Consider the following 25,624-nt stretch of genomic DNA (forward strand, 5'->3'; position numbering starts at 1 on the left):
ACAGATTTAACGATAAACTTTCTCAGTTTTATAGATTCTAAAGTATCTCTGGAAAGCAGGTATTAAAAAAACAGGTCATTACTAAAGCGAACATTATTATTATCGATAATAGTTTTTTCATGAATCATATTTTTTCCTCCTCATTATCTTTTACAAGATAATTAGAGAAATTACTTCTTTTTTATAGAAATATTTTATGGCAAAAAATTACAGAGATGTTTTTTGCTGTCAGCAATAATTATTTATGATAGAATTATTTAAATGATAACATTTTCATTTAGTTTAAAGGAGGAAAGAATAGTGTCTAAATATGTTATGGCTTTAGATCAAGGTACAACGAGTTCACGGTGTATAATTTTTGATCATCAAGGAAGGGTTGTTGCTAAAGCGCAAAAAGAATTTCAACAAATATTTCCTAAACCAGGATGGGTAGAGCATAACCCATTAGAAATATGGTCATCACAGTTATCAGTGATGATTGAAGCTCAGGCGTTAAGTCATACAAAGGCAACAGATTTTGTAGGAATTGGAATAACTAATCAACGAGAAACTACCATTGTTTGGAATAAAGAAACAGGGGAACCGATTTATAATGCAATTGTGTGGCAATGTCGCAGGACTGCTGAAATGATTGATAAATTAAAAGAAGATGGCTTAGAAAAGAAAGTTATTGAAACAACGGGATTAATACCTGACGCATATTTTTCGGCTTCTAAAATTGCCTGGATATTAGAAAATGTTGCTGGTGCAAGACAATTGGCGAATGAAGATAAATTGTTATTTGGAACAGTCGATACTTGGCTGATTTATAATTTAACAGATGGTAAAGTACATGTTACTGATTATACAAATGCCTCAAGAACGATGTTGTTTGATATTAAAAATTTATGTTGGGATGAAGAATTATTGGCATATTTTAAAATACCTAAAAGTATGTTACCGGAGGTTAAACCATCTAGCTGTATTTATGGTTACAGCAAAGAAGGAATTTTAGGTGGAAGTATTCCTGTTTGTGGAGCAGCTGGAGACCAGCAGGCGGCATTATTTGGTCAATGTTGTTTTGAAGCTGGAGAAGCCAAAAATACGTATGGTACAGGTTGTTTTTTATTGATGAATACAGGTAATAAAATATATCAATCAAAAAAAGGCTTGATTACGACTATTACTGCTAGTGATAATAATGAGGTGAATTATGCTTTAGAAGGAAGTGTATTTGTTGGTGGAGCAGTAATGCAATGGTTGCGAGATGGTTTAAGAATGATTAAAAGTGCACCTAAATCAAGTGATTATGCGACAAAAATAGATGATACAAATGGTGTATATTTAGTTCCGGCTTTTACCGGATTAGGAGCTCCTTATTGGGATCCATATGCTAAAGGAACGATCGTTGGCTTGACAAGAGGAACTGGCAAAGAACATTTCATTAGAGCGGCATTAGAATCAATTGCCTATCAAACTAATGATGTTATTCAGGCGATGCTGGAAGATACAAAAATTGATTTAAAATGTTTAAAGGTAGATGGTGGTGCTAGCGCTAATGATTTTTTAATGCAGTTTCAAAGTGATATTTCTAATTGTTTAGTGCATCGTCCCCAAATAATTGAAACTACTGCTTTAGGTGCAGCGTACTTGGCAGGATTAGCAGTAGGTTTTTGGAAAAGTAAGGATGAAATAAAAAATAACTGGCTGCTTGATCAAGAATTTACACCAGTTATTAAAGATGATCAAAGAAAAAAATTATTAGATGGCTGGGCAAAAGCGGTACGTTTTACATTGATGTGGAAAGATGTTTAATGAATATCAAAAATAGCTAATTTGAGATAATTCAAATTAGCTATTTAAATACATAATTAATCTTCAGTAATAAACATTTTATAAATTGCACGAATAGCATTATTAAAATGAACATTTTTAACACCGACAATGATGTTTAATTCAGAAGATCCCTGGTCGATCATCTTGATGTTAATATTTTCATTTGCTAGAGCAGTAAAGACTTTTGCAGCAGTACCACGACCATCTCTCATTCCTCTACCAACGATAGCAATTAAAGCTAGATCAGATTCCAATTCGATTGAATCAGGATGCACAGCTCGGTGAATTCCTGATAAAATTTCTTGTTCTTTATCAATAAATGATTCAGTTTCAACAACGATTGTCATTGTATCAATACCTGAAGGTGTATGTTCAAAAGATAAATTATTATCCTCTAATACTTGTAAAACGCGACGACCAAAACCAATTTCACTATTCATCATATCTTTTTCAATCATAATAGTTGCGAACCCTTTTTTTCCGGCGATACCAGTAATAACATGGTCCGGTTTATGACAAGTTGTTTCGACGATCAAAGTCCCTTCATCTTCAGGGCGATTTGTATTTTTGATTTGAATCGGAATACCTTCATTACGAATTGGGAAAATTGAATTTTCATGTAGAACACTTGCCCCCATATATGATAATTCTCGTAATTCTTTGTATGTGATCGTTCCAATTGTATCAGGGTTTCTAACGATTCTAGGATCAGCAACTAAAAATCCTGACACATCTGTCCAATTCTCATATAAATCTACATGACCATTACGGGCGATGATTGAACCAGTAACATCACTTCCCCCACGTGAAAATGTTTTGATCGTATTACTACCATCATTTAAAGAACCATAAAAACCAGGAATAACTGCATTTTTTACTTCACTTAAACGTTTAGATAAAATTGGATCAGTTTTTGCTTCATCATAATTTCCATGTTCATCAATGAAAATGACTTCACTAGCATCGATGAATTCGAATCCTAAATAATTAGCTAAGACAATACCATTTAGATATTCACCACGACTAGCTGCATAATCAATACCAATTTTATTTTGAAAAGCTTTTTTTATTGTTACAAATTCTTGTTCTAAAGATAAATCCAGTTTTAACTCATCGATGATACTTTGAAAACGAGCTTTAACTAGATTAAAGTTGTCTTCAAAAGTTTTTTTATCTTTAGCGTTATATGTTTGATATAGTAAATCTGTTACTTTAATATCTTCTTTGAATCGCTTACCAGGTGCTGAAGGCACAACATAGCGTCGTGATTCGTCACTTTTAATGATTTTAGCTACCTTTTTAAATTGAGTTGCATCAGCTAGTGATGAACCTCCAAATTTGACGATTTTTTTCATAATGTTCCCCTTTATATAAATGTTTAATAAAAAAATACCATTTTTTAAAGCATACATCAAGTTAAATCTTGAAAAAGAAGAGAATTTATCATAATTTGATCATAAGACTAAATTTGATAAAAATATGATTATATCATGAAATTGTAATTATCATTGTTTATTGTAAACTTGATGGTGGATAAGTAAATACTCTAATATTTATTTTAAAATCAAGTGTATTAATTATATTAAATGTCTATGAAATAATGAAAATTTTGAATTAGAAATTTAGTTGATAAAAAATAGTTAACTTATTTGTAATATATGATAGAATTAAATTATAATTTAAATGAAAAGGAGAGCACATATGGAGTATATTAAATTAATTGGGATCGTCATAATTGTTGCTGGCTTTGCTTTGAAATTAGACGTTTTGGCAGTAGTAATCGTTTCAGGAATTGTGACAGGATTAGTATCTGGATTGGATATTATTGAAATTTTAGAGATTTTAGGGGAATCTTTTGTAAATAACCGGTTAATGTCCATTTTCTTGATCATTTTTCCAATTATAGCTATTATTGAAAGATATGGCTTAAAAGAACGAGCTGCTTTTTTAATTGGGAAAATAAAAAATGCAACAGCTGGGAAAGTATTATGTATTTATAGTGTAATACGTTCTATAGCTTCAGCTTTAAATGTTAGAATTGGTGGGCATGTACAGTTTGTTAGACCATTGATTCTACCGATGAGTGAAGCTGCAGCAAAAGTAGCAAAAAATTCACCTTTAACAGAAAAAGAGGGTGAAAAAATTAAAGGATTATCAGCTGCAGTAGAAAACTATGGAAACTTTTTTGCTCAAAACTGTTTTCCTGCTAGTAGTGGAGTTGTTTTGATTCAAGGAACATTAGTTGAATTGGGATATCAAGATGTGACATTATCGATGATTGCATCTTCATCTGTTTATATTGCAATTATTTCAGTCGTACTTACTTTTGTTCAAGTACTTTGGTTTGATAAAAAAATGAAAAGAGGGAGCAAAAAATGATAGATTTTATAGGTACATATTTACCAGAATTATTTTATGCTTTATGTGGACTTGTTAGTTTTGATACAGCATATCGAGCAACAAAAAATGAGGAAGCTAAGTTAGGGACTTCATTATTCTGGTTTATTTTAGGTGTGATTTTTATGTTTGGTAAAATAATACCTCCACTTGCAATAGGAATATTATTAGTAATCATGAGTTGTTTAACAGCTTTTAAACAGGTTAAGATGGGTAAATTTGTAGAATCTACACCAGCATTTCGAAAAGCTGCTAGTAAGAAGGTTAAAAATAAAATTTTTATTCCTGCTGTTGCAATAGGAATCATGGCTTTGATTTTATCTTTTATTCAATATACAGGTGATGGATTTTATTTTGCTTTTAGGTCAATTGCAATAAAATTGATTTCATTTAGTAGTGATGTAGAAATTAATATGACAGCTTTAAACGGAGCTGTAATGACAGGGGTAGCTTGCTTAGTGGCATTATTGCTGGCAATTATTATTTGTCGACCAAAAATGTCAGAAACAAGATCAGATACTTCACGACTTTTAATGCAGGTTGGTGCCGCCTGTCTATTACCTCAATTATTAGGGGCTTTAGGTAGTGTATTTTCAGCTGCTGGAGTTGGTGACGTTATTTCAAATATGATTTCAAGTATTATTCCAGTAGGAAATCCTATTATTGGCGTCGTAGTTTATGTTTTAGGAATGGTCATTTTTACAATGATCATGGGAAATGCATTTGCTGCTTTTACCGTTATTACGATTGGTATTGGATATCCGTTTGTAATTGCTCAAGGTGGTAATCCGGCTGTAATTGGTGCTTTAGGGATGACAGCTGGGTATTGTGGTACACTCATGACACCGATGGCGGCTAATTTTAATATTGTTCCTTGCGCAGTTTTAGAAACAAAAGATCAAAAATGGACGGTTATTAAAGAACAGGCGCCAATGGCTTTGATCATGATCGTAATTCATATTATTTTAATGCTTGTATTAGGTTTTTAGGAGGAAAGTTATGAAGATATTAGTAACAGGTTTTGACCCATTTGGTGGTGAAAAAATCAATCCAGCAATTGAATCAGTAAAAAAACTGCCTGATGAAATTGCCGGTGCCAAAATAATTAAATTAGAAATTCCAACTATTTGTCATCAATCATTAGATGTAATTGATAAGGCTATCGAAGAGTATGATCCTGATATTGTCTTATCGATTGGACAGGCAGGGGGACGAAGTGATATTACAGTAGAGAGAATTGGAATCAATATCGATGATTGTCGGATTCCTGATAACGCAGGTCAACAAATCATTGATGAGCCGGTTTTTAAAAATGGACCTGCTGCTTATTTTGTTAATCTTCCAATTAAAGCAATGGTAGCGAAGATTCAGGCTTGTCAAATACCAGCTTCAATTTCAAATAGTGCTGGAACTTTTGTATGTAATCATGTTACTTATGGAGTAAGACATATTATTGAAACTAAATATCCAGGGAAAAAGAGTGGTTTTATTCATATTCCATTTTTGCCTCAGCAAGTAATTGATAAAAAGAATATGCCGTCAATGTCATTGGAAACGATTGTAAATGGATTGACAGCAGCTATTGAAGCAATTGTTGAAACAAAAGAAGATCTTAAAATTACAGGTGGTACAACACATTGATGAATGAAAAGATATTTGTTTATGGTACATTGCGCCTAGGCATGTACAACTATGATCAATATTTGAAGGATAAAAATAGTTTTAGGCAATTTGCTTATGTTAAAGGAAAACTGATGACGCTTAAAGGAAAGAATTATCCTGCATTATTATTAGAGGGAAGTGATATGGTTCGCGGCGAAATACATGAAGTTGATTCTAAATTTATAGGTGTTTTAGATGAACTTGAAAGTTATTTTGGTGAAAACAACACTGATAATGAATATAATAAAGTGTTTTGTGATATCTATGATGATAATAATAAAGTAATTGATCGTATTCCTGTTTATGTATATAATACTGGAAACAATGGAAATGTTCAGTTATTAGATAAGGTTATTGAATGTGGTGATTTTTTTAAGTACGTTACATTGAATAAACACTATTAATGGTTTGAATACAAAAAATCACAAATTTTAGAAATGAAAAGATTTTATAAAGAGCTGTTTTTATGCAGCTCTTTTATTATAAATATTTTGATGCCTATTATTGAAAAGGTTACAAGTCTTACTATATTTGGGTATTCAATGATTCTATGAATCTAAACCTACTTTTGATAACTAGTAGCTTGCTTTATATTGTCCATGTCTTGTCAATAAGTTTAATATTCAAACTGTAAATAATGATTGCGATTGTTTTTAAAGATGAGGAAAGTTATTTTATTAAAAATATAAAGAATATTAATCAAATATCGATGATCATGAATTTTAAATATTATTTTTGAGATAAGATATTTTTGATTATCTCCCCAGTAATCATTTTTAAGAATTATTAAATTATTTGGTGACTAGAAAAATTTGTCTATAACTACAATTGTTGGTAACAAGTTAAAAAAAATGTTACCTTTTTTTATACAGAGAAGACGAATTTGTGAATATTAAAAAAAAGATGGGATGATATAATGTTATTATATGGGGAAATTGATAAAAAGAAGGTGATTCATGAATAATCGAAAATACTACTTATAGTAAAAATGGGAGAGTTTATGATGAAAGTAATAGTTATTTTTAATATGCTATTACTTTATATTATATATTAATGTTTGATTATTATAGTGCTGATGAGTACTTAGTAATTATTATTATGGATTAAATTTATTTTTGATGTTTTTAACTATTAACTTATAATGAAATTAAGTTAAATAAAAAAACAAATTATTTGTTTAAGATTAGTGTTATGTATGTGTTGAAAAGTGAATGGGTTATAAATAAAACTAGTTTAAGCGCTTTTAAAGTGTTTAGATATGTATTATTGATGAATAAATTAATTTTTAACACGATCAAAAACACAGAAAGGAAAAATGATGAATAAATTAATAAAAAAAATTAAAATAATTAGTCTGGTAGTTTTACTAGTTAGCAGCATTTGTTCAATTGGATGGATACCTAGTCTGTCTGCTTTGACAATAGATGAACATACACCAGTTTTGTATTATAATTTTGATGATGAAAGTGCTGTTGATCAAATGGGAAATTATTCTGGAACATTAATAAATGAGCCACAGTTTATTAATGGAAAATCTGATTTTGGTAAGGCTATGAAAGTAACAGGTAAAAGTTATCTTCAGTTACCTGCAAATTTTAAATTATCAAATCAAGATTTTACACTGTCTTTTTTAGTACAATCATTAGAAACAAAAAATGATACGGTTTTGTTCGCAAATAAAGATGGTGTATCTGGAAATGCTGATGGCTTTGCGATTATGAATTATAATGGGGTATTTGGTAATGTGGGATATAATGGTAATCGTTATGATACATCTTCATATTCACGTGATGAGACTGTACTTGATGGAAAATGGCATCATGTGGTAATAACTGCAGATCGTGATCAGAGTTTAGCGTTATATGTAGATGGTCGTTTATCTAGTGAAAATAAAAGTTTTAGCGAGTTGGCAGGAATTTCATTAGATACAGCATCTAATTATGTCTTAGGGGCAGGTAGTACCGGTGAGTATCTTCAAGGTGCGTTATATGATGAGTTTATGGTTTATGATGCGGCATTATCTTTAGAAGAAATTCAATCTTTATATTTAAAATATGCTGATGATGTTGGAACTGAATTACAAGAACAGCTTGATGCTTTAACTGCAGGAGAAGTAAGAGTTTCATTAGGTGCTGATCTTGAAATGAAAGCTAGGGCAGTTACAACATTTATAGAAAGTCAGTTAGATGATAGTCTTGGAGTCAGTGTTGCTGCTTGGATGGTTAATGACAATACTTATTTAGTTAGCTTATCAAAAGCAGGAGTAACTGTAAGTAAGCAAATGGAATTTAGTTTTGTGGAAAAAGATGTACTTACGGTGGCTACTTATAATATTTATGGTTGGGGTTATCCTAATTTAAATTCTATTAATGAAAAATTAAAAGAAATTGATGCTGATATTATTGGATTACAGGAAGCAAATCATCAGTTAGATGGTAATGGTCAAGTAGAGCAGTTAAGTAATATAGGAACATATCCATATTATGCTTTTAAAGAAGGATATGGAAGTAGTACTTTTTGGGGTGGTAGTGCTATTGTTTCTAAATATCCATTAGCTGATAAAGGTGGGGCGAATTATGAGATCAATGATGATACTAATCGTTCTTATGTTCGAGCTACTATTCAAATAGATGATAAGGAAATTGCTTTATATAATACTCATATTGTATGGCTAAGAGATCCTGAATTATATGCTCAATATAAACAAGCTCAGATTAATGAATTGATTGAAGCTGTAAATAATGATCCAACACCATATAAGATTATTACTGGTGATTTTAATTCTGATCAAAGTAAAGAAGAATTAGATCAGATGTTATTGAATTTTAATGATGCAAATGGTTGTAACAATGTATGGTTTGAAACGGGAGAAATGGATTCTTCAATGGTGATTGGATGCATCGATCATATTTTTACAACTACTAATATTGAGTTTGTAGACATTGATGTAGCAAATGGGGCTCCATCAGATCATGATATTTTATATGCGGATTTAAGACTCAAAGATTCAGCTACTACATTGCCTACTCAACTGTTGGATTACACTTTAAAAGATGCTAAGACTTATTTAGCTAATGAAGCTAGATATGAAAGTGTTGGAATAAATAATTTAAAAATGGTTGTAAATGAGATTGAAAATCAACCAGTTACCGAAGAAAATCGTTATCCTAATGTTATTGCAATTCGTGAAGCTATATCTAAACTACAAGAAAAGGTATCACCTATTAGCGATCCATTCATTTATTATAACTTTGATAATGATGTTAATAATCAATATCAAAACTATGATGGAAAATTAGTAAATGACCCTAGTCTTGTTCCAGGATTTAAAAACAATGCTTTAGAAATCGGTGAAGGATATGTCGAAATTCCGGGAATGAAACTTGGTACAGAAGATTTCACAATTTCATTCTGGTTTAAATCTAATGAAACGAAAAATGATACAGTAATTTTTGGTAATAAGAGTGGCGATTCAGGTAAAGATTTGGGTATCTTCTTCTGTAATTATGATGGCTTATTTGGAAACGTTGGAACTGGCAGTGTTAGATATGATACCTCAGCAAATAATCGTGATAAAATAGCTATGGATGGTAACTGGCATCATCTTACAGTTGTAGGTGAACGTTCAAAAGCACTAAGTCTTTATGTAGATGGTAAATTATCTTCAAGTAATACTGATTTTGCAAATATTGTAGGATTAAATCTTGATACTAATGATAATTATGTTATAGGAGCTGGTAGTCAAGGTGGATATCGTCAAAAAGGTAATATAGATGAATTTAAAGTATATAACTATGCTTTAGATTCAGCACAAGTATTTAAAACTTATCAAGATTACTTTATCGATAAAACAGAATTACAAGCGTTATATGATGAATTATTAGTACTTAAAGAAACGGATTATACAAAAGATTCATGGACAGCACTGCAAGAAGCGTTAGATGAAGCTAAAACAGTATTGGATAATGCTAATGCAATGCAAGAAGAAGTAGATAATGCAAAAACATTATTACAAACAGCAAAAGAAGGATTAGTAAAAGCAGAAGAAGTAACGGTAAATAAAACCGCATTATCAATAGCAGTTGAGATGGCAGGTAATGTAACTGAATTAGATAAAGTTGTTCCAGTGGTAGTTACCGAATTTGAAGCAGCATTGCAGGAAGCTCAGACTATCTTAGCTGATGAATCAGTTAGTCAAGAAGAAGTAGATGCCTCATTTGCCCGTTTATCAGTGGCAATGCATATGTTACAGTTCTATAAAGGTGAAAAGAGTGAATTACAAGATTTAATTGTACAAGTAGAAGGATTAGATGAAAATAAATTTACTGTCGAATCATGGCAAACATTAGTAAATGCTTTGCAAGAAGCCAAAGAAGTAAACGACAATGAAAATGCAATGCAGGAAGAAGTAGATGAAGCAGTAAAAAATCTACAAGCAGCAATAGATAATTTAGAAGAAATAAAAGAAGTAGATAAATCGTTATTAGAAGCAATGGTAAATAAAGTATTAGGATTAGATGGAAGCAGATATACAGATAAAACATGGAATGATCTAATCCCGGTATTACAAGAGGCCCAAGAAGTATTAGCTAATGAAAGTGCAAGTCAGGAAGAAGTAGATAATGCCTATAATGCATTAGTAAAGGCATACTTAGAGTTAAGATTAATCCCAGATAAGAGTTTATTGCAGGAATTGATCGATAAAGCGCAATCACTAGATGGTGCAAATTATAGTGCAAAGACATGGAATGTGGCAGTAGAAGCATTAGATAAAGCAAAAGAAGTATTGATTGATCCAGAAGCAACGCAAGAAGAAGTAGATAATGCCAAAGCTGCATTAGCAAAAGCGGTTGAAGGATTAGTAGTAGATAATTCTCCAGAAGTAAAATCAGGAGATACAAGCTTTGTAAATAATACTGTTGTAACAGGAGATGCTGCTTCGTTAATGTCAGGATTAGTAATGCTGGGTGCATTAGGTGGCTGCCTATATTTATTTAAAAGAGAAGAATAAAGATTGTAGAAAATTAAGTCTTGAAAAGTTTTAAAAGAGGGTTAGTAAATTTACTAATCTTCTTTTAGCTCATTTATAAAAATTGAATGAATTAAACAATTATTATGTATACTTAAATAGGTAAGGAGATAATAATTTTTTATAAAAAAGATGATACTCTAAATATTTTTATTACTCGGGAATGTCAAGAAATTTGTGTAAGTAATTTTATTAAATTGTCAAAGAACTATAGAAATGACTTATATCGAGTATATATAGGTCATTTTATTTTTCTAAATATTTTTGGATTCTTGTTGAAAATCTATCATCCATCATTAATTGATTCATAACCATTGCCCAATTTGATACACGCCCACCTGACCATTTTTTCGATAATTCAAGAACTCTTAAATATAACACTTTTAATACCGCTGTCTCATTTGGAAATGCTCCTTTTTTTATGACCTTTCTAAAACTTGAATTGACACTTTCAATTGCATTGGTTGTATACATAACTTTTCTGATGGCTGATCCATAATCAAACAGCTGTTCTACATGATGAATGTTCCTTTCCCATACATCAACTGCTCCCGGATATTGTTTCCACTCATTCTTGAATGTTTCAAATGCGTTTTTGGCCGCCTTTAAACTAGGAGCTCCATAAACTTTTTTCAATGATTGTGTAAATCGCTTATAATCCTTGCTTGGGACATATTTAATAGAATTCCTTATAAGGTGGACAATACATCTTTGTACCACAACATTGGGAAATATTGCTTTCGCACCATCTTCAAGTCCACTAACACCATCCATAGATATAAAGAAAACATCTTCCACACCTCTCGCTTTGATTTCATCAAAAATCTGCATCCATTTATGCTTGCTTTCTGTCTCGTTTAACCATAACCCCAGTATTTCCTTGTTTCCATTGATGTCATAGCCTAAAACAGCATATACAGCATATTCCTTTACCTCATAATCATTTCTTACTGTCACATATAAACAGTCAACAAACAAGAATGCATAACATTGAGATAGTGGTCGGTTTTGCCAGTTTTCCAGTTCAGGAATGATAGCATCGGTTATATCGGAAATCATTTCATGAGAAACCGAAAATCCATAGATATCTTCAATTGTGGTTGATATATCTCTTTGAGACATTCCTTTTGCATACATTGAGATGACTTTATTTTCAATGTCCGAAACATCTCTCGTTCTCTTAGGAATAATTTGCGGTTCAAAAGATGCCTCCCTGTCTCTAGGTATATTAATATCTAATTCTCCTCTTGATGTTTTTATTTTTTTAGGAGAATAACCATTTCTTCTGTTTAATGTCTTTTTTTCTTCTTTACTGTTAGATGCATAACCAAGATGGTTGTTCATTTCTCCCTGAAGCATTGATTCAAATAATGGTCCAAAAATATCTTTTAAAGCTTCATCCATATCCTGTGCTGATTGTGGATTATAAGTATCAATAATTTGTTGAGCCAAAGCTACTGTTTTTGGATCTCTTTTTATTCTTGCCATATTTCATTAACCTCCATATTTTTAATTTTGATAATAAGAAAAGTGTGTAGCAGTAATATAACACATATTACTTACTTACACACTTTATTTTACACTCCCAAAAAGCCAATTGTTTTGGCTTTTTATAATATTTTACCAGTTCCACCGCAATAGTAAGTGATAACAGTAATTAATTCTCCAGCAACATTTTTAACATAGTTATAGTCAGTTTTTTCGTTTCCTTGCACAATAAAGAAAATATCTTTAGAATCATTAGTAACTTTAGTTTTATTGACTTGACGAACTTCAAGGTAACAGATGATTTCATTGTTATCATCAATATAGCTGTATACATTAGCAGGAACTTCTTTGGGTTCCTCTTGACCAAGGGGAATGAATAATTCTTTGCCATCTGTTAATTTTAAACTTACATTACCAGTAATTTTATCAATATCATGGGCACCTAAGGCTAATTTAGATTCCATGGAAATAATATTATAAATATCAACAACAGGATTGATTCTTGTAATATCATGACGTTTTTTTAATAATTTAATTAAGTTTTCACTGGCAGGTATATTTTTACGTTTAGAAACACCTATTTTTTTATGTAAGTCATAAAAACCTTGAATAATTGGATCGTTTACATCTGATGATTTAAGTAGTCTTTGACTGTGAATATTTAAATAATCATTGAGACTATCACTATAATGATGATTATTTATTCCTGTAATACGCACGCCGATACATTTTATACCCAAATCTTTTACTGCTTGTTCAACTGTGAATTCCATATATATATCCCTCTTTTCCTATCTTTATAGTATGATTAAAATATATATCAAAATAATAGTTTTTTCAAGCAAAATGTTAACGTGCTATTTTATTAATACTTGTGTATAATATAGACGAGGTGAGAAAATGGCAAAAATATTAATTATTGAAGATGAAGAAAAACTTCGTGATGAATTAAAAGTTTACTTAAAGAATAATGGCTATATAGTAGAAGTAATTACCTCTTTTGAAAAAACATTAGATAAAATGATTTCTTTTGATGGTGATTTGATTTTATTGGATATCAACTTACCTAATGTTAATGGACAGTTTTTATGTAAAGAATATCGAAAAAATTCATCAAAACCAATCATCATTGTAACAAGCTGTAATAATGAAATGGATGAATTGATCTGTATAAATTATGGTGCTGATGATTTTGTTACTAAGCCTTATAATCCCTTGATTTTATTAGCTAGAATTGAAGCTGTTTTAAAAAGAACTAAAGCATCTTATGATAATATGCTTAGTTATCGAGACATTAAATTAGATGTATCAAAGAGTTTAATTATAAAAAATGAACAAACAATTGAATTATCTAAAAACGAATTAAAGATTTTATATTTTCTTTTAACTAATCGTGGTCAAATTAAATCTCGAGAGGAAATTATGACATATTTATGGGATAGTGATATGTTTGTAGATGATAATACTTTAACTGTTAATATTAATCGTTTACGTAAAAAATTAGCGGATATTGGATTAAAAAATGTGATTTGTACAAGAAGAAAACAAGGATATATAATATTATGAAGCTATATGATTATTTAAAAAGTCAGATAATTAGTATTTTAATTATGATAATTACAGTTGCATTAATTTGGATAATTTTATGGGCTTTTAATTGTCCTTACTTTTTAGTTTTTTATATTCCTTTTTTGATTTTAATTTCATTTGGTTTAATTTATGGGTATGATTTTTGGCGGAAAAGAAACTATTATAATCGTTTTATGCAAAGATTAAATGATTTAGATGAAAAGTATTTAATTACAGAGTTAATTGACGAACCACATTTTATTGAGGGAAAAGTAATGATTGAAAGTATTTATGAGATAGATAAAGCGATGAAAGAGCATCTTAACAAATCGTTATTTTGTCAAAGTGAGTTAAAAGAATATATAGAAATGTGGTGTCATGAGGTGAAGACACCAGTAGCAACGAGTCAGATGATTATTGAAAATAATAAAAATGAAATAAATGATAGTATTAAAGAAGAATTGGTCAAGATCGATGATTATGTTGAACAAGTTCTTTTTTATGCGCGAAGTGAAAATGTTGAAAAAGATTATTTGATCAAAGAGGTTTGTTTACAGGATGTTGTAAATACAGTTATTAAAAGGAATAAGAAAGATTTAATTAGTAAAAAAATCAGGATTGATTTAGATGATCTAAATATAGTTATACCTAGTGATAAAAAATGGCTAGAATTTATTTTGCATCAGATTATTAATAATGCAATCAAATATAGTCAAAACCAGCCTTTTATTCATATCTATGCTCAAAAATATAAAGATCATGTTGAATTAATGATTCAGGATAATGGAATTGGAATTCTAGAAAGTGAAATTGACCGTGTTTTTGATAAAGGTTTTACTGGTAGTAATGGGCGTAATTTTAAAAAGAGTACGGGAATTGGCTTGTATTTATGTAAAAAATTATGTTTGCGTTTAAATCATCAAATCAAGATTGCTTCAAGTCATGGAAATACAGTAGTGACGATAATATTTCCTAATAATTCTTACATAACCTTACATTAATGTAAGGTTATGTTATTTTATTCGATGGAAGAAAAATATGTAATAGATATAATAGTTATTGAGGTGAAGATAAATGGAAAAAATATTAAGAATTGAAAGTATTGAGAAATATTATGGTAATAAAAGCAATCTTACTAAAGCCGTAGATAATATTACTTTTGATGTTGATGATGGCGAGTTTTTAGCAATCATGGGTGCTAGTGGTAGTGGAAAGAGTACGTTATTAAACTGTATTTCAACTATTGATAGGGTCACTAGTGGTCATATTTATTTACGAAATGAAGATATTACGAAATTAAAGGGCAATAAATTAACTAAATTTAGAAGGGATTCACTAGGTTTTATTTTTCAAGATTTTAACTTACTGGATACTTTAACATCATTTGAAAATATTGCTTTAGCATTAACGATTCAAAAAACTAATTACAAATTAATCGATCAAAAAGTTATTCAGGTTGCCAAAGCATTAGGAATTGAAGAAATTCTTAACAAATATCCATATGAACTATCAGGTGGTCAAAAACAAAGAGTAGCCTGTGCTAGAGCAATCGTTACTGATCCAGATTTGATTTTAGCGGATGAACCAACAGGTGCTTTAGATAGTAAATCAGCAAGAATGCTGTTAGATAGTTTAAATGTATTAAATTCAAAATTAAATGCAACAATAGTCATGGTTACTCATGATCCATTTACAGCTAGTTATGCTGATCGGGTTATTTTTATTAAAGATGGGAAAATTTTTAATGAAATAATTCGTGGTGAAAATTCACGTAAAGTATTCTTCAATAGTATTATGGAAGTTCAGACATTATTAGGTGGTGAGCTAAATGAAGTTATTTAGTTTAGCATTTAGAAATATTAAAAAGAGTATCAAAGATTATTCAATCTATTTTTTGACTTTGGTTATTGCAGTTGCTATTTTCTATATTTTTAATTCAATTGATAGTCAAACAGCGATGATGTCACTTAATGAATCAAAGATAGACATGGTTAAATCATTAGTAGATGTTTTAGGTTATTTATCAGTTTTTGTTTCGGTTGTTTTAGGTTTCTTAATTGTTTATGCTAATAACTTTTTAATTAAGCGTCGAAAAAAAGAAATAGGGATATATTTTACTTTAGGAATGTCTAGAGCAAAGGTATCATTGATTTTAGTGTTAGAAACAATGATCGTTGGAATTGTTTCTTTGGTAATTGGATTGTTATTAGGAGTGGGGTTATCACAATTAATTTCTATTTTTACTGCTAAATTATTTGAAGCTGATATGACCAAGTTTTCATTCGTTTTTTCAAGTGATGCCTTAATATATGCCATTATTAATTTTGGAATAATTTATGTGATTGTAATGGTTTTTAATATTATTACTTTAAGGAGATTTAAATTAATCGATTTATTATATGCAAGTAGAAAAAATGAAAAAGTTAAAATAAAAAATAGCTGGTTGATTTTTGGAATTTTTATTGTTTCGATTGCAATGATTGGCTATGCGTATAAAATTTTATATGATGGAGCATTGATGAGTGTTGGCTCAGAGTTTTTATTGATGATAGTTTTAGGAGCTTTAGGTACATTTTTGTTTTTCTTATCGGTAGCCGGCTTTTTATTAAAAATATTTCAGTTAAAAAAGAAAACATATTACAAAGGGTTAAATATTTTTATTTTAAAACAAGTAAATAATAAAGTTAATACCCATGTTATATCAACAACAGTAATATCATTGATGTTACTTCTAACGATTGGTATTTTATCGTCATCATTATCAATGGCCAATGCAATGAATGATTCATATCGAAATAACTGTCCAAATGATTTTAGTATACAAAGTTCTCAGGAAGATATGTTAAAAGAATTTAGAAATAATCAGGTTTATCAAGATAATGTAAAAGAAGATTATCAATTTAGTTTTATTAAGTTAGATGGTGTAAACCAAGGTGATTTTATTAGTTCAAATAGTGCTAAATATATGAATATGGAAATTGTGGAAAAACAGCCCATGCAGGTTATTAAAGAAAGTGATTATAACAAAATTTTAACACTTCAAGGAAAAAAGGCTCAGACTGTTAGTCTTGCAAATAATCAATACCAGCTAGTTGCAACACTACCGATGGCTTTGGAATTTTATAATGAATTTCTTGACGGTAATAATACAATTAAACTTGATGATATCACTTTAACAAGTAAAACAAAAAAGGTCGTTGAATTATCAATTATTAACAGTGAAGGTAATGAAGGATTTATTGTTGTAAATGATGCGATAGCTGAAAAATATGGTAGTGAGATGGATGGTATTAATAATTATATCGTAGGTAATTATACTCAAAATAATGAAACTTATGAAAATAAGTTTATAAAATTAATTGATCAATTTAATCAAGATAATCAGGGAGAATATATTATCTCATTTACACGAATCCAAATGAGTGAATCAGCAATTGGAACAAAAGCATTATTTACTTTTATTGGATTATATTTAGGAATTGTCTTTGCTATTAGCAGTGGTACAGTTTTGGCGATAGAACAGTTATCAGAATCTTCTGATAATAAAGAAAGATATCGAATTTTAGGACAATTAGGTGCTAGTCGACCAATGATAAATCGAAGCTTACTTTATCAAATTGGAATTAGTTTTGTTTTTCCATTAGTTGTAGCTTTAATTCATAGCTTTGTGGCATTAAATGAGATAAGCCATATTATTAATTTAATGGTAAGTATTAATATTGCTGATAAAATTTTAATTACTTGTATTTTTATAGTAATTGTTTATGGTGGCTATTATTTAGCGACATATCTTGCTAGTAATCGAATCATTAATGAAAGATGATCGGAAGGTAGAAAAGGAGGTTTCGATGTTGAAATCTCTTTTTCATATTTTGATGATATAAATATGAAGCAGCTTTACTTTAGATATTTAAATTGTTACTATTGATAAGGGGTGCGATAATGAAAAGAAAAGAACCAGTAATTAGTAATTTAGAAGAATCTTTATTTGATGATTGCGATCAGTATTATCAATGTTTATTTGTTGCAGATCCTCAAGATGCTGTGATAATAAAAAACACTTCAATTGATGAATGTAAATTTGTGAAAATTGATTTTAATAAAATAAAATTAGTTAATACTCATTTAGTAGATTGTGTTTTTGAGGGATGTGATCTATCAAATTTAGAGTTTAATAAAATCAGTATTCATCGCTGTCGTTTTGTTAATTGTAAAATGGTTGGAATTGGTTTTATTGATTGTTCAATTAGAGACGTTTTATTTCAAGATATTCAGGGACGTTATATGAATATAGCTTTAGGAAATATGCGTAATGTTGAATTTAAAGATACTTGTTTAGATGAAAGCAGTATTATGGAAGTGGATATGAAGCAGCTGGAATTTAATCATGTTAGTTTAATTAATAGTGAAATATTTAAGACTAGTTTATATGGATTAGATTTAAAGCACGCCAATATTGAGGGAATTAGAATTGATATGTATAGTTTAAAAGGGGTTCATGTTGATATGTATCAAGCAATAGCGCTTTCAGGATTACTGGGAATAATTGTTGATTAAAGATAAGAAAATGATATTATTGACAAATGAAAAAAAATAATGACAAAAAATAATTCTGTGCTATAATGATGAAGTTATAAGAGAGGTCATGATGATGAAGATAAGAAATATTGCAATTATAGCTCATGTTGACCATGGGAAAACAACACTTGTGGATCAATTGTTAAAATTATCTGGTACATTTAGAGATAATGAACAAATTACAGAAAGAGCGATGGATAGTAATGCTCTTGAACGAGAAAGAGGAATTACTATTTTAGCTAAAAATACTGCGATTAATTATAAAGATTATCGTATTAATATTATGGATACACCAGGTCATGCGGATTTTGGTGGTGAAGTTGAAAGAATTATGAATATGGTTGATGGAGTATTGCTGGTAGTTGACGCCTATGAAGGAACAATGCCACAAACTCGTTTTGTCTTGAAAAAAGCTTTAGAAGCTAAAGTAAAACCAATTGTCGTTATTAATAAAGTTGATCGTCCGGTAGTAAGAATCCAAGAAGTAATGGATGAAGTATTGGAATTATTTATGGAATTAGGAGCTGATGATAATCAGTTAGATTTTCCAACAGTTTATACTTCAGCATTACAAGGAACATCAAGTCTTGATGCCGATCTAGCAACCCAAGTGCCTAATATGGATTGCTTGTTTGATATGATCATCAGTGAGATTCCTGAACCGTTAGTCGATGAAGAAGGACCATTGCAGTTTCAACCAGCTTTATTAGATTATAATGATTATGTAGGAAGAATTGGGATTGGTCGAATTCAGCGGGGAAAGATAAAAGTAAATGAAAGTGTAACTTGTGTGCGAGCTGATGGTAGTCATAGCCAATTTAGAGTTCAAAAATTATATGGCTTTTTAGGATTACATCGAATTGAAATTGAAGAGGCTAGTGCTGGTGATATTGTAGCTATTGCAGGACTTGCGGATATTGGTGTAGGTGAGACAGTTTGTACAACAGGAAAAGAGAAAGCTTTACCATTGTTAAAAGTAGATGAGCCAACTATTCAAATGGTATTTGGAACAAATACTTCACCTTTTGCTGGACAAGATGGGAAGTTTGTAACAGCGCGTCAAATCGAAGAGCGTTTGCTTAAAGAAACTAATCGTGATGTTTCTTTAAAAATTGAAAGAATTCCTAATAGTGAAGAATGGATCGTTTCAGGACGTGGTGAATTACATTTATCGATCTTGATCGAAAATATGCGTCGTGAAGGATATGAATTACAAGTATCTAAGCCAAAAGTAATCATTAAAGAAATCGATGGTGTTAAATGTGAACCGTTTGAAGAAGTAAATATTGAAGCTCCAGATGATTGTATTGGTAATGTGATCGAGTCTTTAGGATATCGTCGCGGAGTATTAGAAAATATGGTCAGCAATGATGGCCAGACTAGTGTTACATATACTATTCCATCACGTGGAATGATTGGTTTTATGACTAATTTTTTGACGATGACTAAGGGATATGGAATCATCTCACATTCATTCTTGGAGTATCGTCCAATGGAAGGTGAAACAGTTGGAGAACGATCTTTAGGAGTTTTGATTTCAATTGATAATGGTCAGACTACAGCTTATGCTTTAGGCGGTGTAGAAGATCGTGGGGTAATGTTTGTCGGTCCTGGCGTTGAAGTGTATGAAGGGATGATCGTTGGTGAACATAGTCGTGATAACGATTTAGTAGTTAATGTTACTAAAGGTAAACAATTGACAAATACGCGTTCTTCTTCTAAAGATTCAACAGTTGTTTTAAAACGACCACGAACATTTAATCTTGAAGCTTGTCTTGATTATATTAATGATGATGAATTAGTAGAGGTTACTCCTAATAATATTCGTTTAAGAAAACGTTATTTAAGTGAATTAGAGCGAAAACAACAAAATCGATTAAAAGCGAAATAGATATATTATTTGATTAAAAAAGAGTCTTTAAGTTTTGATGAATCTTATCAAAGTTTAGAGGCTTTAATTTTTTAATGGGTAAAATCGTAATAAGGGAATAATGGATGAATAAAATGGATTTGATTATTAATAATTGATGTAATAATATTATTTATTTAATGTTATTTTTGGATAGTCATTGACATTATTTGTTTAGTTATTTAAAATATATATTAGATGAGATGTTACTGTTAAATCAGGCATGACCTAAGTATAGATATAAGCAAAACGTTTTTGCTTGCTCTACTTAGGTTTTATTTTTAGAAAAAGTAACATTAATTCATTATTTAATTCAAGTACAAATAAAGAAATGGGGTGTAAAAATTAGAATTAGAATTTAGTACTTGACGTAGATAAGTAATAATGCTTGTTGAATTTATTTAAACCGTTGATTTATTTTAAATTAAAGAAGGAGATTAAAAAATGAAGAGATTAGGGAAGAAGAAAATTATTTCATTAATCATGGTTTTATCAATGGTTATTACAACTATTTTTAGTCTACAAATATCTAATGTCGATGCATCAACTAATACTGAAAAAGCAAAAGAACTAGTTAGTAAAATGACATTAGAAGAAAAAATTGGCCAAAAATTAATGTTGTCTTTTAGAAGCGGCTGGACAATGGAAGATGGTACAAAAGTTTCATCAGTTCAAAATATTAATGATGAAATTTATAAAATCATTGGTGAATATGATATTGGTAGTGTTATTTTGTTTGCTGCTAATTTTAATGCAGATGCAACTGTAAATGTTGAATTAACCGATGGTTTGCAAAGAGCTGCAATGGACAAAGATTTAGGTAAAAACAATATTCCGTTATTGATTGCAGCCGATCAAGAAGGTGGAATTGTATATCGTTTAACAGGGGGGGCGGCTTTACCAGGTAATATGGCTTTAGGGGCTACTGGTGATACAGTAAATGCAATAAAAGCTGGTGAAATTATCGGTAGTGAATTAAGTGCAGTTGGGGTAAATACCAATTTTGCACCAGATGCTGATGTAAATAATAATCCTAATAACCCTGTTATCGGATTACGTTCATTTAGCAGTAATCCACAATTAGCAGCTGAATTTACTTCTGCATATATTGAAGGAGTACAAAGTAAAAATGTAGCGACAACAGCTAAACATTTCCCAGGACATGGTAATGTGGCAACAGATTCTCATACAGGATTGCCTTCAATTAATTCAACTAAAGAAGAATTATATCAAACAGAACTAGTACCATTCCAGGCTGCAATCGAAAGTGGAACGGATATGATCATGACAGCACATATTCAATTCCCAAATATTGTTACTGAAGAACTTTACTCAAGTATTAAAGATGAGTTTATGAGTCCACCAGCAACTTTATCTAGAGAGATCTTAACTGATTTATTAAGAAATGAATTGAATTATGATGGAGTAATCGTAACGGATTCCATGACAATGGCTGGTGTAGCAAGTTATTTTGATGTAAATGAAAGAAACTTATTAGCTGTAAAAGCTGGGGTTGATATTTTGGATATTCCTTTTACTGATATATCTTCTTTGGCTGATATGAAAACGAAATTAATTCCATTGATCAATGCGTTTGTTGATGCTTATACTAAAGAAGATGGTTACAATGGAATCACATTATCTGTTGATGAGTTAGATAAATCTGTAGAAAGAATTTTAACTTGCAAATATAATAGAAATGTAATGGATTTGGTTAATGATACAACTACTTTAGCTGAAAAGAAAGCAATTGCTTCAAGTGTGGTGGGATCAGTCGAAAACCGCGAAACAGAAAGATTGATTTCTGCAAATGCAGTGACTGTAGTTAAAAATGAAAATGATGTATTACCTCTTAAATTAACTAATGATTCAAGAGTAGTATTTGCATCTACATATTCAAGAAATAATAATCGCTTTGTTTTGGCTTGGGAAAGAGCAAAACAGGCAGGAATTATTCCTGAAGGAGCAGATTATAAAATTTTACAACACTATAATTGGACAGGATTAAATGATAATGTTAATAGTGCAATAAATTCTGATGGTACTAATTTTGTCGGAACGAATAAAGATGTTTTAGATTGGGGTACTGTTCTTGTTCATGCTTCAGAAATTAGTAGCGCTGGTGGTATAGATGGTTATTTAGTTGCGTGTCCACAATTATTTACTAATTATTGTAAACAGAATGGAAAACAGACAGTTGTTATTTCATTAAATCATCCATATGATGTACAAGCATTCCCAGATGCTGATGCTATTTTAGCAGTATATGGTACTACAAGTGCTGGATTAGATATTACTGAATCATTTGGTGGTGGTACAGTAGGTGCAACTGCTGCGTTTAGTCCTAATTTAACTGCAGGTACTGAGGTTGTTTTAGGTACGTTTGGTGCTTCTGGTAAATTACCAGTAGACATTCCAAAATATGTTCCTGGTTCTAAAGTATATTCTACTGATGAAAATGTGTATGAATTAGGTTTTGGTATTGAATATGAGGCTCTTGCTAAAGAACCAGATAAAACAGCTTTAGTAGATGTTATTGACCAAGTAAAAGGATTAAAAGAAGCTGAATTTACAGCTGAATCTTGGGCTGCTGCGGCTAATGAATTAAATGAATTGCAAGTAGCGTTGCAAACAGCAGAAAATATTAATTTAACTCATAAATTAGCTCAAACGATCGTAGATGAAACTAAAAATAATTTACAAGAAAAATATGCTGCGGTTTTAGATGTATTAGTAATTAATAAAATCGATCAAACAGCATTACAAATTGCAGTAGATACAGCTAATACATTAAAAGCTCAAGGGGCATTAGATAATGTTGTACTTGCTGTAGCAGCTGAATTTGAAACTGCACTTGCTAATGCAGAAGCAGTTTTAGCTGATACTAGTGCAAATCAAGCTACGATTGACAGTGCCTTCTATCGTTTAGCTAATGCTATTCATATGTTAGAATTTGTAAAAGGTGATAAGAGTGCTTTAGAAGCCTTGATCAATGAAGCCGAAAAATATGAAGAAGAAAATTATACGACTGATTCATGGACAGCATTTAAAGAAGCCTTAGATGCAGCTAGAGATGTTATGAATGATGATAATGCTTTAGAAAGTGATGTTAATGAAGCGTTAAATAACTTAACAGAAGCAATTGGAAATTTAGTCTTAAGAGCTGATAAAACAAGATTACAAGAAGCATATGATATGGTAGATGGCTTAGATAAGAGTGTATATACAGAAGGAAGTGTTGCTAACTTAGTAGAACCAATGGCAAATGCTAAAGCAGTATTAGATAATCTAGATGCAACACAAGAAGAAGTAGATAGTGCATATGAAGCATTGATAAGAGCATACTTAGACTTAAGATTGATTCCAAATAAGGATCTATTACAAGAATTGATCAATAAAGCTCAAACATTAAGTAAAGCTAATTATACAGCAGCATCATGGAAGGTGATGAATAATGCGTTAGATGAAGCAATAGCAGTTCTAAATAATTTAGAAGCAACTCAGGAAGAAGTAAAGATGGCAGAAAGTGTATTAAATGATGCTTTAAATAATTTAGTAGAAAATAATGTATCAAAAGTTGATCCAATCAACACTGGTGATTCATCAGCAGTAAAAACCGGAGATAATACATTTGCTCTTCCAATGATGTTAACAGGATTACTAGCTTTAGCGGGCAGTGTAGTAGTGGTAAAAAAGAAAAAAGATTAATATTTATTAAATAGCCGTTAATAGCGGCTATTTAAATTGAGTTGATCTTTGTGCTACTAATATTTGATAAAACATTTTGAATTTTGCTAAAAAAAATAGGAAAATACTAAAAAAAGACCCTTATTTTAATGATTAAATTCAAAAATATATGATAATTACAATAAAATTTGCATAAATTTAAGTTTTATGATATTATAGATGTTGTAGAAACGGGGGATTGAAATAGAGATGAAATCAATATTTGAAGTACAATGCAGAGGTAAAAATGTTAATACAACTGAAATTGAAAAAATGGTAAAAGAGGACGTTAAAGCAAAGGGAGTTAAAATTTCTTCTATTGATACGTTGAATATGTACTATACACCAGAAACTTCTTCAGTGTATTACGTTGTGACTACTAAAGATGGTGAATCAATTAATAACGACGAACCATTAACAGTTGAGTAGTCTTAATATAAATATCCAGAATATATCCAAAAACAAAGAGCGGTATGTAATACCGTTTTTTGTTTTAGAAAATATTATGTCTGTTCGTTTATAATGCTGATTCCACTGTTTTGTAAATGAAAGTAGAAAAATTGGAAGTAAAGAGGTGATTGAAAATGGCAAGAGAATTGTTTTGTCAAGCAGTATTGAAATTTGTACTTGGTTTAGTTCTTGTAAACATACTAATATTTTTTCCGGCTGGAACATTTTATTGTTGGCATGCCTGGTTATTCATAGGAATTTTATTTATACCCATGTTTTTTGCTGGATTGTAATAATGTTCAAAAATCCAGAATTATTGAAAAAACGTTTGAATGCTAAAGAACAACAAACAGAGCAGGATCTTGTAGTAAAACTTAGTGGTTTAATGTTCGTTTTGGGATTTGTCATAGCAGGATTAAACTTTCGTTTTAAATGGATCACATTACCAGAGTGGGTTTCATGGCTGGCAACTGTTATATTTTTATTTTCTTATTTACTTTATGCAGAGGGGTTAAGAGAAAATACTTACTTATCACGAACTGTAGAAATTCAACAAGATCAAAAAGTAATTGGTACAGGATTATATGGTATTGTTCGTCATCCTATGTATAGTGCGACGATTATTATGTTTCTTTCGATGCCACTAGTACTTGGTTCTATTCTTTCATTTATAATTTTTCTTGGATATCCTCTAATAGTTGCTAAAAGAATTAGAAATGAAGAGATATTGCTTGAAAAGGAATTAGAAGGATATATTGAGTATAAAAAGAAAGTGAGATATAGAATAATTCCATTCGTGTGGTAATTTGTTTGTAATTCTGAAAAATCAAGATATATAAAGTAATCTATATCGTATTAAGAAAGTAAAGTGAATTATAGGTATTGGACTTTTTTGATGATAGGGAACGGATTTGAAAATGTTTTGTATTATCTTATATTTTTTATAAAATGATTTTTTAGCTGTTTGAATAAATTAATAATTTTTAAAGATTATTATTTTT

At 30.3% G+C, this 25,624-nt stretch carries 19 protein-coding genes; 16 read left to right on the forward strand and 3 right to left on the reverse strand.

Going from position 1 to position 25,624, the window contains the following annotated elements; translation table 11 throughout:
• Window positions 1-300: 300 nt before the first annotated feature.
• Window positions 301-1,794, forward strand: a complete 1,494-nt coding sequence (gene glpK, locus OC535_RS12470; RefSeq protein ID WP_024721333.1) for a glycerol kinase GlpK — start codon at window positions 301-303, stop codon at window positions 1,792-1,794.
• Between the two features lie 56 nt (window positions 1,795-1,850).
• On the opposite strand, the gene OC535_RS12475 is transcribed toward glpK, so the two are convergent.
• Window positions 1,851-3,170, reverse strand: a complete 1,320-nt coding sequence (locus OC535_RS12475; RefSeq protein ID WP_227053700.1) for an aspartate kinase — start codon at window positions 3,168-3,170, stop codon at window positions 1,851-1,853.
• 346 nt (window positions 3,171-3,516) lie between these two features.
• On the opposite strand from OC535_RS12475, the gene OC535_RS12480 reads away from it, so the two are divergent.
• The 5 genes from OC535_RS12480 (at window position 3,517) to OC535_RS12500 (ending at window position 10,885) form a co-directional block, all read left to right on the forward strand.
• The gene (locus OC535_RS12480) at window positions 3,517-4,194 is read left to right on the forward strand and encodes a DUF969 domain-containing protein (RefSeq protein ID WP_498823965.1); all 678 of its coding nucleotides are present in this window, start codon (window positions 3,517-3,519) and stop codon (window positions 4,192-4,194) included.
• Window positions 4,191-5,201, forward strand: coding sequence for a DUF979 domain-containing protein (locus OC535_RS12485; RefSeq protein ID WP_498823966.1), 1,011 nt, complete (start codon window positions 4,191-4,193; stop codon window positions 5,199-5,201). Before OC535_RS12480 ends, OC535_RS12485 begins: the two co-directional genes overlap by 4 nt.
• Window positions 5,202-5,211: 10 nt before the next feature.
• On the forward strand, window positions 5,212-5,853 hold the full coding sequence (pcp, locus tag OC535_RS12490; protein ID WP_227053699.1) for a pyroglutamyl-peptidase I: 642 nt from the start codon (window positions 5,212-5,214) through the stop codon (window positions 5,851-5,853).
• A complete protein-coding gene (locus tag OC535_RS12495; protein ID WP_227053698.1) occupies window positions 5,853-6,278 on the forward strand; it encodes a gamma-glutamylcyclotransferase family protein in 426 nt (141 codons plus the stop codon). The genes pcp and OC535_RS12495 overlap by 1 nt, the downstream gene beginning before the upstream one ends.
• 914 nt (window positions 6,279-7,192) lie before the next feature.
• Window positions 7,193-10,885 (forward strand): LamG-like jellyroll fold domain-containing protein, encoded by a 3,693-nt coding sequence (locus OC535_RS12500; protein ID WP_498823967.1) that lies wholly within the window; start codon window positions 7,193-7,195, stop codon window positions 10,883-10,885.
• Window positions 10,886-11,149: 264 nt separating this feature from the next.
• On the opposite strand, the gene OC535_RS12505 is transcribed toward OC535_RS12500, so the two are convergent.
• Window positions 11,150-12,391, reverse strand: coding sequence for an IS256 family transposase (locus tag OC535_RS12505; protein WP_498822983.1), 1,242 nt, complete (start codon window positions 12,389-12,391; stop codon window positions 11,150-11,152).
• A 122-nt stretch (window positions 12,392-12,513) separates the two neighbouring features.
• The gene (locus OC535_RS12510; RefSeq protein ID WP_024721809.1) at window positions 12,514-13,164 is read right to left on the reverse strand and encodes a B3/B4 domain-containing protein; all 651 of its coding nucleotides are present in this window, start codon (window positions 13,162-13,164) and stop codon (window positions 12,514-12,516) included.
• Window positions 13,165-13,291: 127 nt separating this feature from the next.
• Between OC535_RS12510 and OC535_RS12515 the strand changes: the two genes are divergently transcribed.
• The 10 genes from OC535_RS12515 to OC535_RS12560 all read left to right on the forward strand — a co-directional run bounded on the left by OC535_RS12515 (window position 13,292) and on the right by OC535_RS12560 (window position 25,428).
• Window positions 13,292-13,957, forward strand: coding sequence for a response regulator transcription factor (locus OC535_RS12515; RefSeq protein WP_498823968.1), 666 nt, complete (start codon window positions 13,292-13,294; stop codon window positions 13,955-13,957).
• Window positions 13,954-14,961, forward strand: a complete 1,008-nt coding sequence (locus OC535_RS12520; RefSeq protein ID WP_498823969.1) for a sensor histidine kinase — start codon at window positions 13,954-13,956, stop codon at window positions 14,959-14,961. Before OC535_RS12515 ends, OC535_RS12520 begins: the two co-directional genes overlap by 4 nt.
• Window positions 14,962-15,034: 73 nt before the next feature.
• Window positions 15,035-15,802 (forward strand): ABC transporter ATP-binding protein, encoded by a 768-nt coding sequence (locus tag OC535_RS12525; RefSeq protein ID WP_024721812.1) that lies wholly within the window; start codon window positions 15,035-15,037, stop codon window positions 15,800-15,802.
• Window positions 15,789-17,783 carry an FtsX-like permease family protein gene (locus tag OC535_RS12530; RefSeq protein ID WP_498823970.1) on the forward strand — a complete coding sequence of 665 codons (1,995 nt, stop codon included), beginning with the start codon at window positions 15,789-15,791 and terminating at the stop codon, window positions 17,781-17,783. The genes OC535_RS12525 and OC535_RS12530 overlap by 14 nt, the downstream gene beginning before the upstream one ends.
• A 119-nt stretch (window positions 17,784-17,902) precedes the next feature.
• Window positions 17,903-18,517 (forward strand): pentapeptide repeat-containing protein, encoded by a 615-nt coding sequence (locus OC535_RS12535; RefSeq protein WP_498823971.1) that lies wholly within the window; start codon window positions 17,903-17,905, stop codon window positions 18,515-18,517.
• 88 nt (window positions 18,518-18,605) lie between these two features.
• The gene (gene typA / locus OC535_RS12540) at window positions 18,606-20,429 is read left to right on the forward strand and encodes a translational GTPase TypA (protein WP_498823972.1); all 1,824 of its coding nucleotides are present in this window, start codon (window positions 18,606-18,608) and stop codon (window positions 20,427-20,429) included.
• 462 nt (window positions 20,430-20,891) lie between these two features.
• Window positions 20,892-24,155, forward strand: coding sequence for a glycoside hydrolase family 3 N-terminal domain-containing protein (locus OC535_RS12545; protein ID WP_498823973.1), 3,264 nt, complete (start codon window positions 20,892-20,894; stop codon window positions 24,153-24,155).
• A 228-nt stretch (window positions 24,156-24,383) separates the two neighbouring features.
• Window positions 24,384-24,602, forward strand: a complete 219-nt coding sequence (locus OC535_RS12550) for a DUF6465 family protein (RefSeq protein ID WP_024721817.1) — start codon at window positions 24,384-24,386, stop codon at window positions 24,600-24,602.
• Between the two features lie 155 nt (window positions 24,603-24,757).
• Window positions 24,758-24,916 carry a hypothetical protein gene (locus tag OC535_RS12555; protein ID WP_498823974.1) on the forward strand — a complete coding sequence of 53 codons (159 nt, stop codon included), beginning with the start codon at window positions 24,758-24,760 and terminating at the stop codon, window positions 24,914-24,916.
• Between the two features lie 2 nt (window positions 24,917-24,918).
• Complete coding sequence (locus tag OC535_RS12560; RefSeq protein ID WP_227052255.1) at window positions 24,919-25,428, forward strand: methyltransferase family protein; 510 nt, start codon at window positions 24,919-24,921, stop codon at window positions 25,426-25,428.
• The last annotated feature ends 196 nt before the right edge of the window (window positions 25,429-25,624 follow it).

It is taken from the genome of Clostridium sp. Marseille-Q5894 (assembly GCF_946902305.1).
Classification (GTDB): Bacteria; Bacillota_I; Bacilli_A; order Erysipelotrichales; family Coprobacillaceae; genus Thomasclavelia.

Excerpts from the sequence above, each read along its gene's own strand:
- OC535_RS12530 (WP_498823970.1), top strand. The coding sequence starts at position 15,789 with ATGAAGTTATTTAGTTTAGCATTTAGAAATATTAAAAAGAGTATCAAA.
- OC535_RS12525 (WP_024721812.1), top strand. The coding sequence starts at position 15,035 with ATGGAAAAAATATTAAGAATTGAAAGTATTGAGAAATATTATGGTAAT.
- OC535_RS12475 (WP_227053700.1), bottom strand. The coding sequence starts at position 3,170 with ATGAAAAAAATCGTCAAATTTGGAGGTTCATCACTAGCTGATGCAACT.
- OC535_RS12560 (WP_227052255.1), top strand. The coding sequence starts at position 24,919 with ATGTTCAAAAATCCAGAATTATTGAAAAAACGTTTGAATGCTAAAGAA.
- OC535_RS12520 (WP_498823969.1), top strand. The coding sequence starts at position 13,954 with ATGAAGCTATATGATTATTTAAAAAGTCAGATAATTAGTATTTTAATT.
- OC535_RS12545 (WP_498823973.1), top strand. The coding sequence starts at position 20,892 with ATGAAGAGATTAGGGAAGAAGAAAATTATTTCATTAATCATGGTTTTA.
- OC535_RS12495 (WP_227053698.1), top strand. The coding sequence starts at position 5,853 with ATGAATGAAAAGATATTTGTTTATGGTACATTGCGCCTAGGCATGTAC.
- OC535_RS12480 (WP_498823965.1), top strand. The coding sequence starts at position 3,517 with ATGGAGTATATTAAATTAATTGGGATCGTCATAATTGTTGCTGGCTTT.
- OC535_RS12515 (WP_498823968.1), top strand. The coding sequence starts at position 13,292 with ATGGCAAAAATATTAATTATTGAAGATGAAGAAAAACTTCGTGATGAA.
- OC535_RS12500 (WP_498823967.1), top strand. The coding sequence starts at position 7,193 with ATGAATAAATTAATAAAAAAAATTAAAATAATTAGTCTGGTAGTTTTA.
- OC535_RS12550 (WP_024721817.1), top strand. The coding sequence starts at position 24,384 with ATGAAATCAATATTTGAAGTACAATGCAGAGGTAAAAATGTTAATACA.
- pcp (WP_227053699.1), top strand. The coding sequence starts at position 5,212 with ATGAAGATATTAGTAACAGGTTTTGACCCATTTGGTGGTGAAAAAATC.
- OC535_RS12505 (WP_498822983.1), bottom strand. The coding sequence starts at position 12,391 with ATGGCAAGAATAAAAAGAGATCCAAAAACAGTAGCTTTGGCTCAACAA.
- typA (WP_498823972.1), top strand. The coding sequence starts at position 18,606 with ATGATGATGAAGATAAGAAATATTGCAATTATAGCTCATGTTGACCAT.
- OC535_RS12485 (WP_498823966.1), top strand. The coding sequence starts at position 4,191 with ATGATAGATTTTATAGGTACATATTTACCAGAATTATTTTATGCTTTA.
- OC535_RS12510 (WP_024721809.1), bottom strand. The coding sequence starts at position 13,164 with ATGGAATTCACAGTTGAACAAGCAGTAAAAGATTTGGGTATAAAATGT.
- OC535_RS12555 (WP_498823974.1), top strand. The coding sequence starts at position 24,758 with ATGGCAAGAGAATTGTTTTGTCAAGCAGTATTGAAATTTGTACTTGGT.
- OC535_RS12535 (WP_498823971.1), top strand. The coding sequence starts at position 17,903 with ATGAAAAGAAAAGAACCAGTAATTAGTAATTTAGAAGAATCTTTATTT.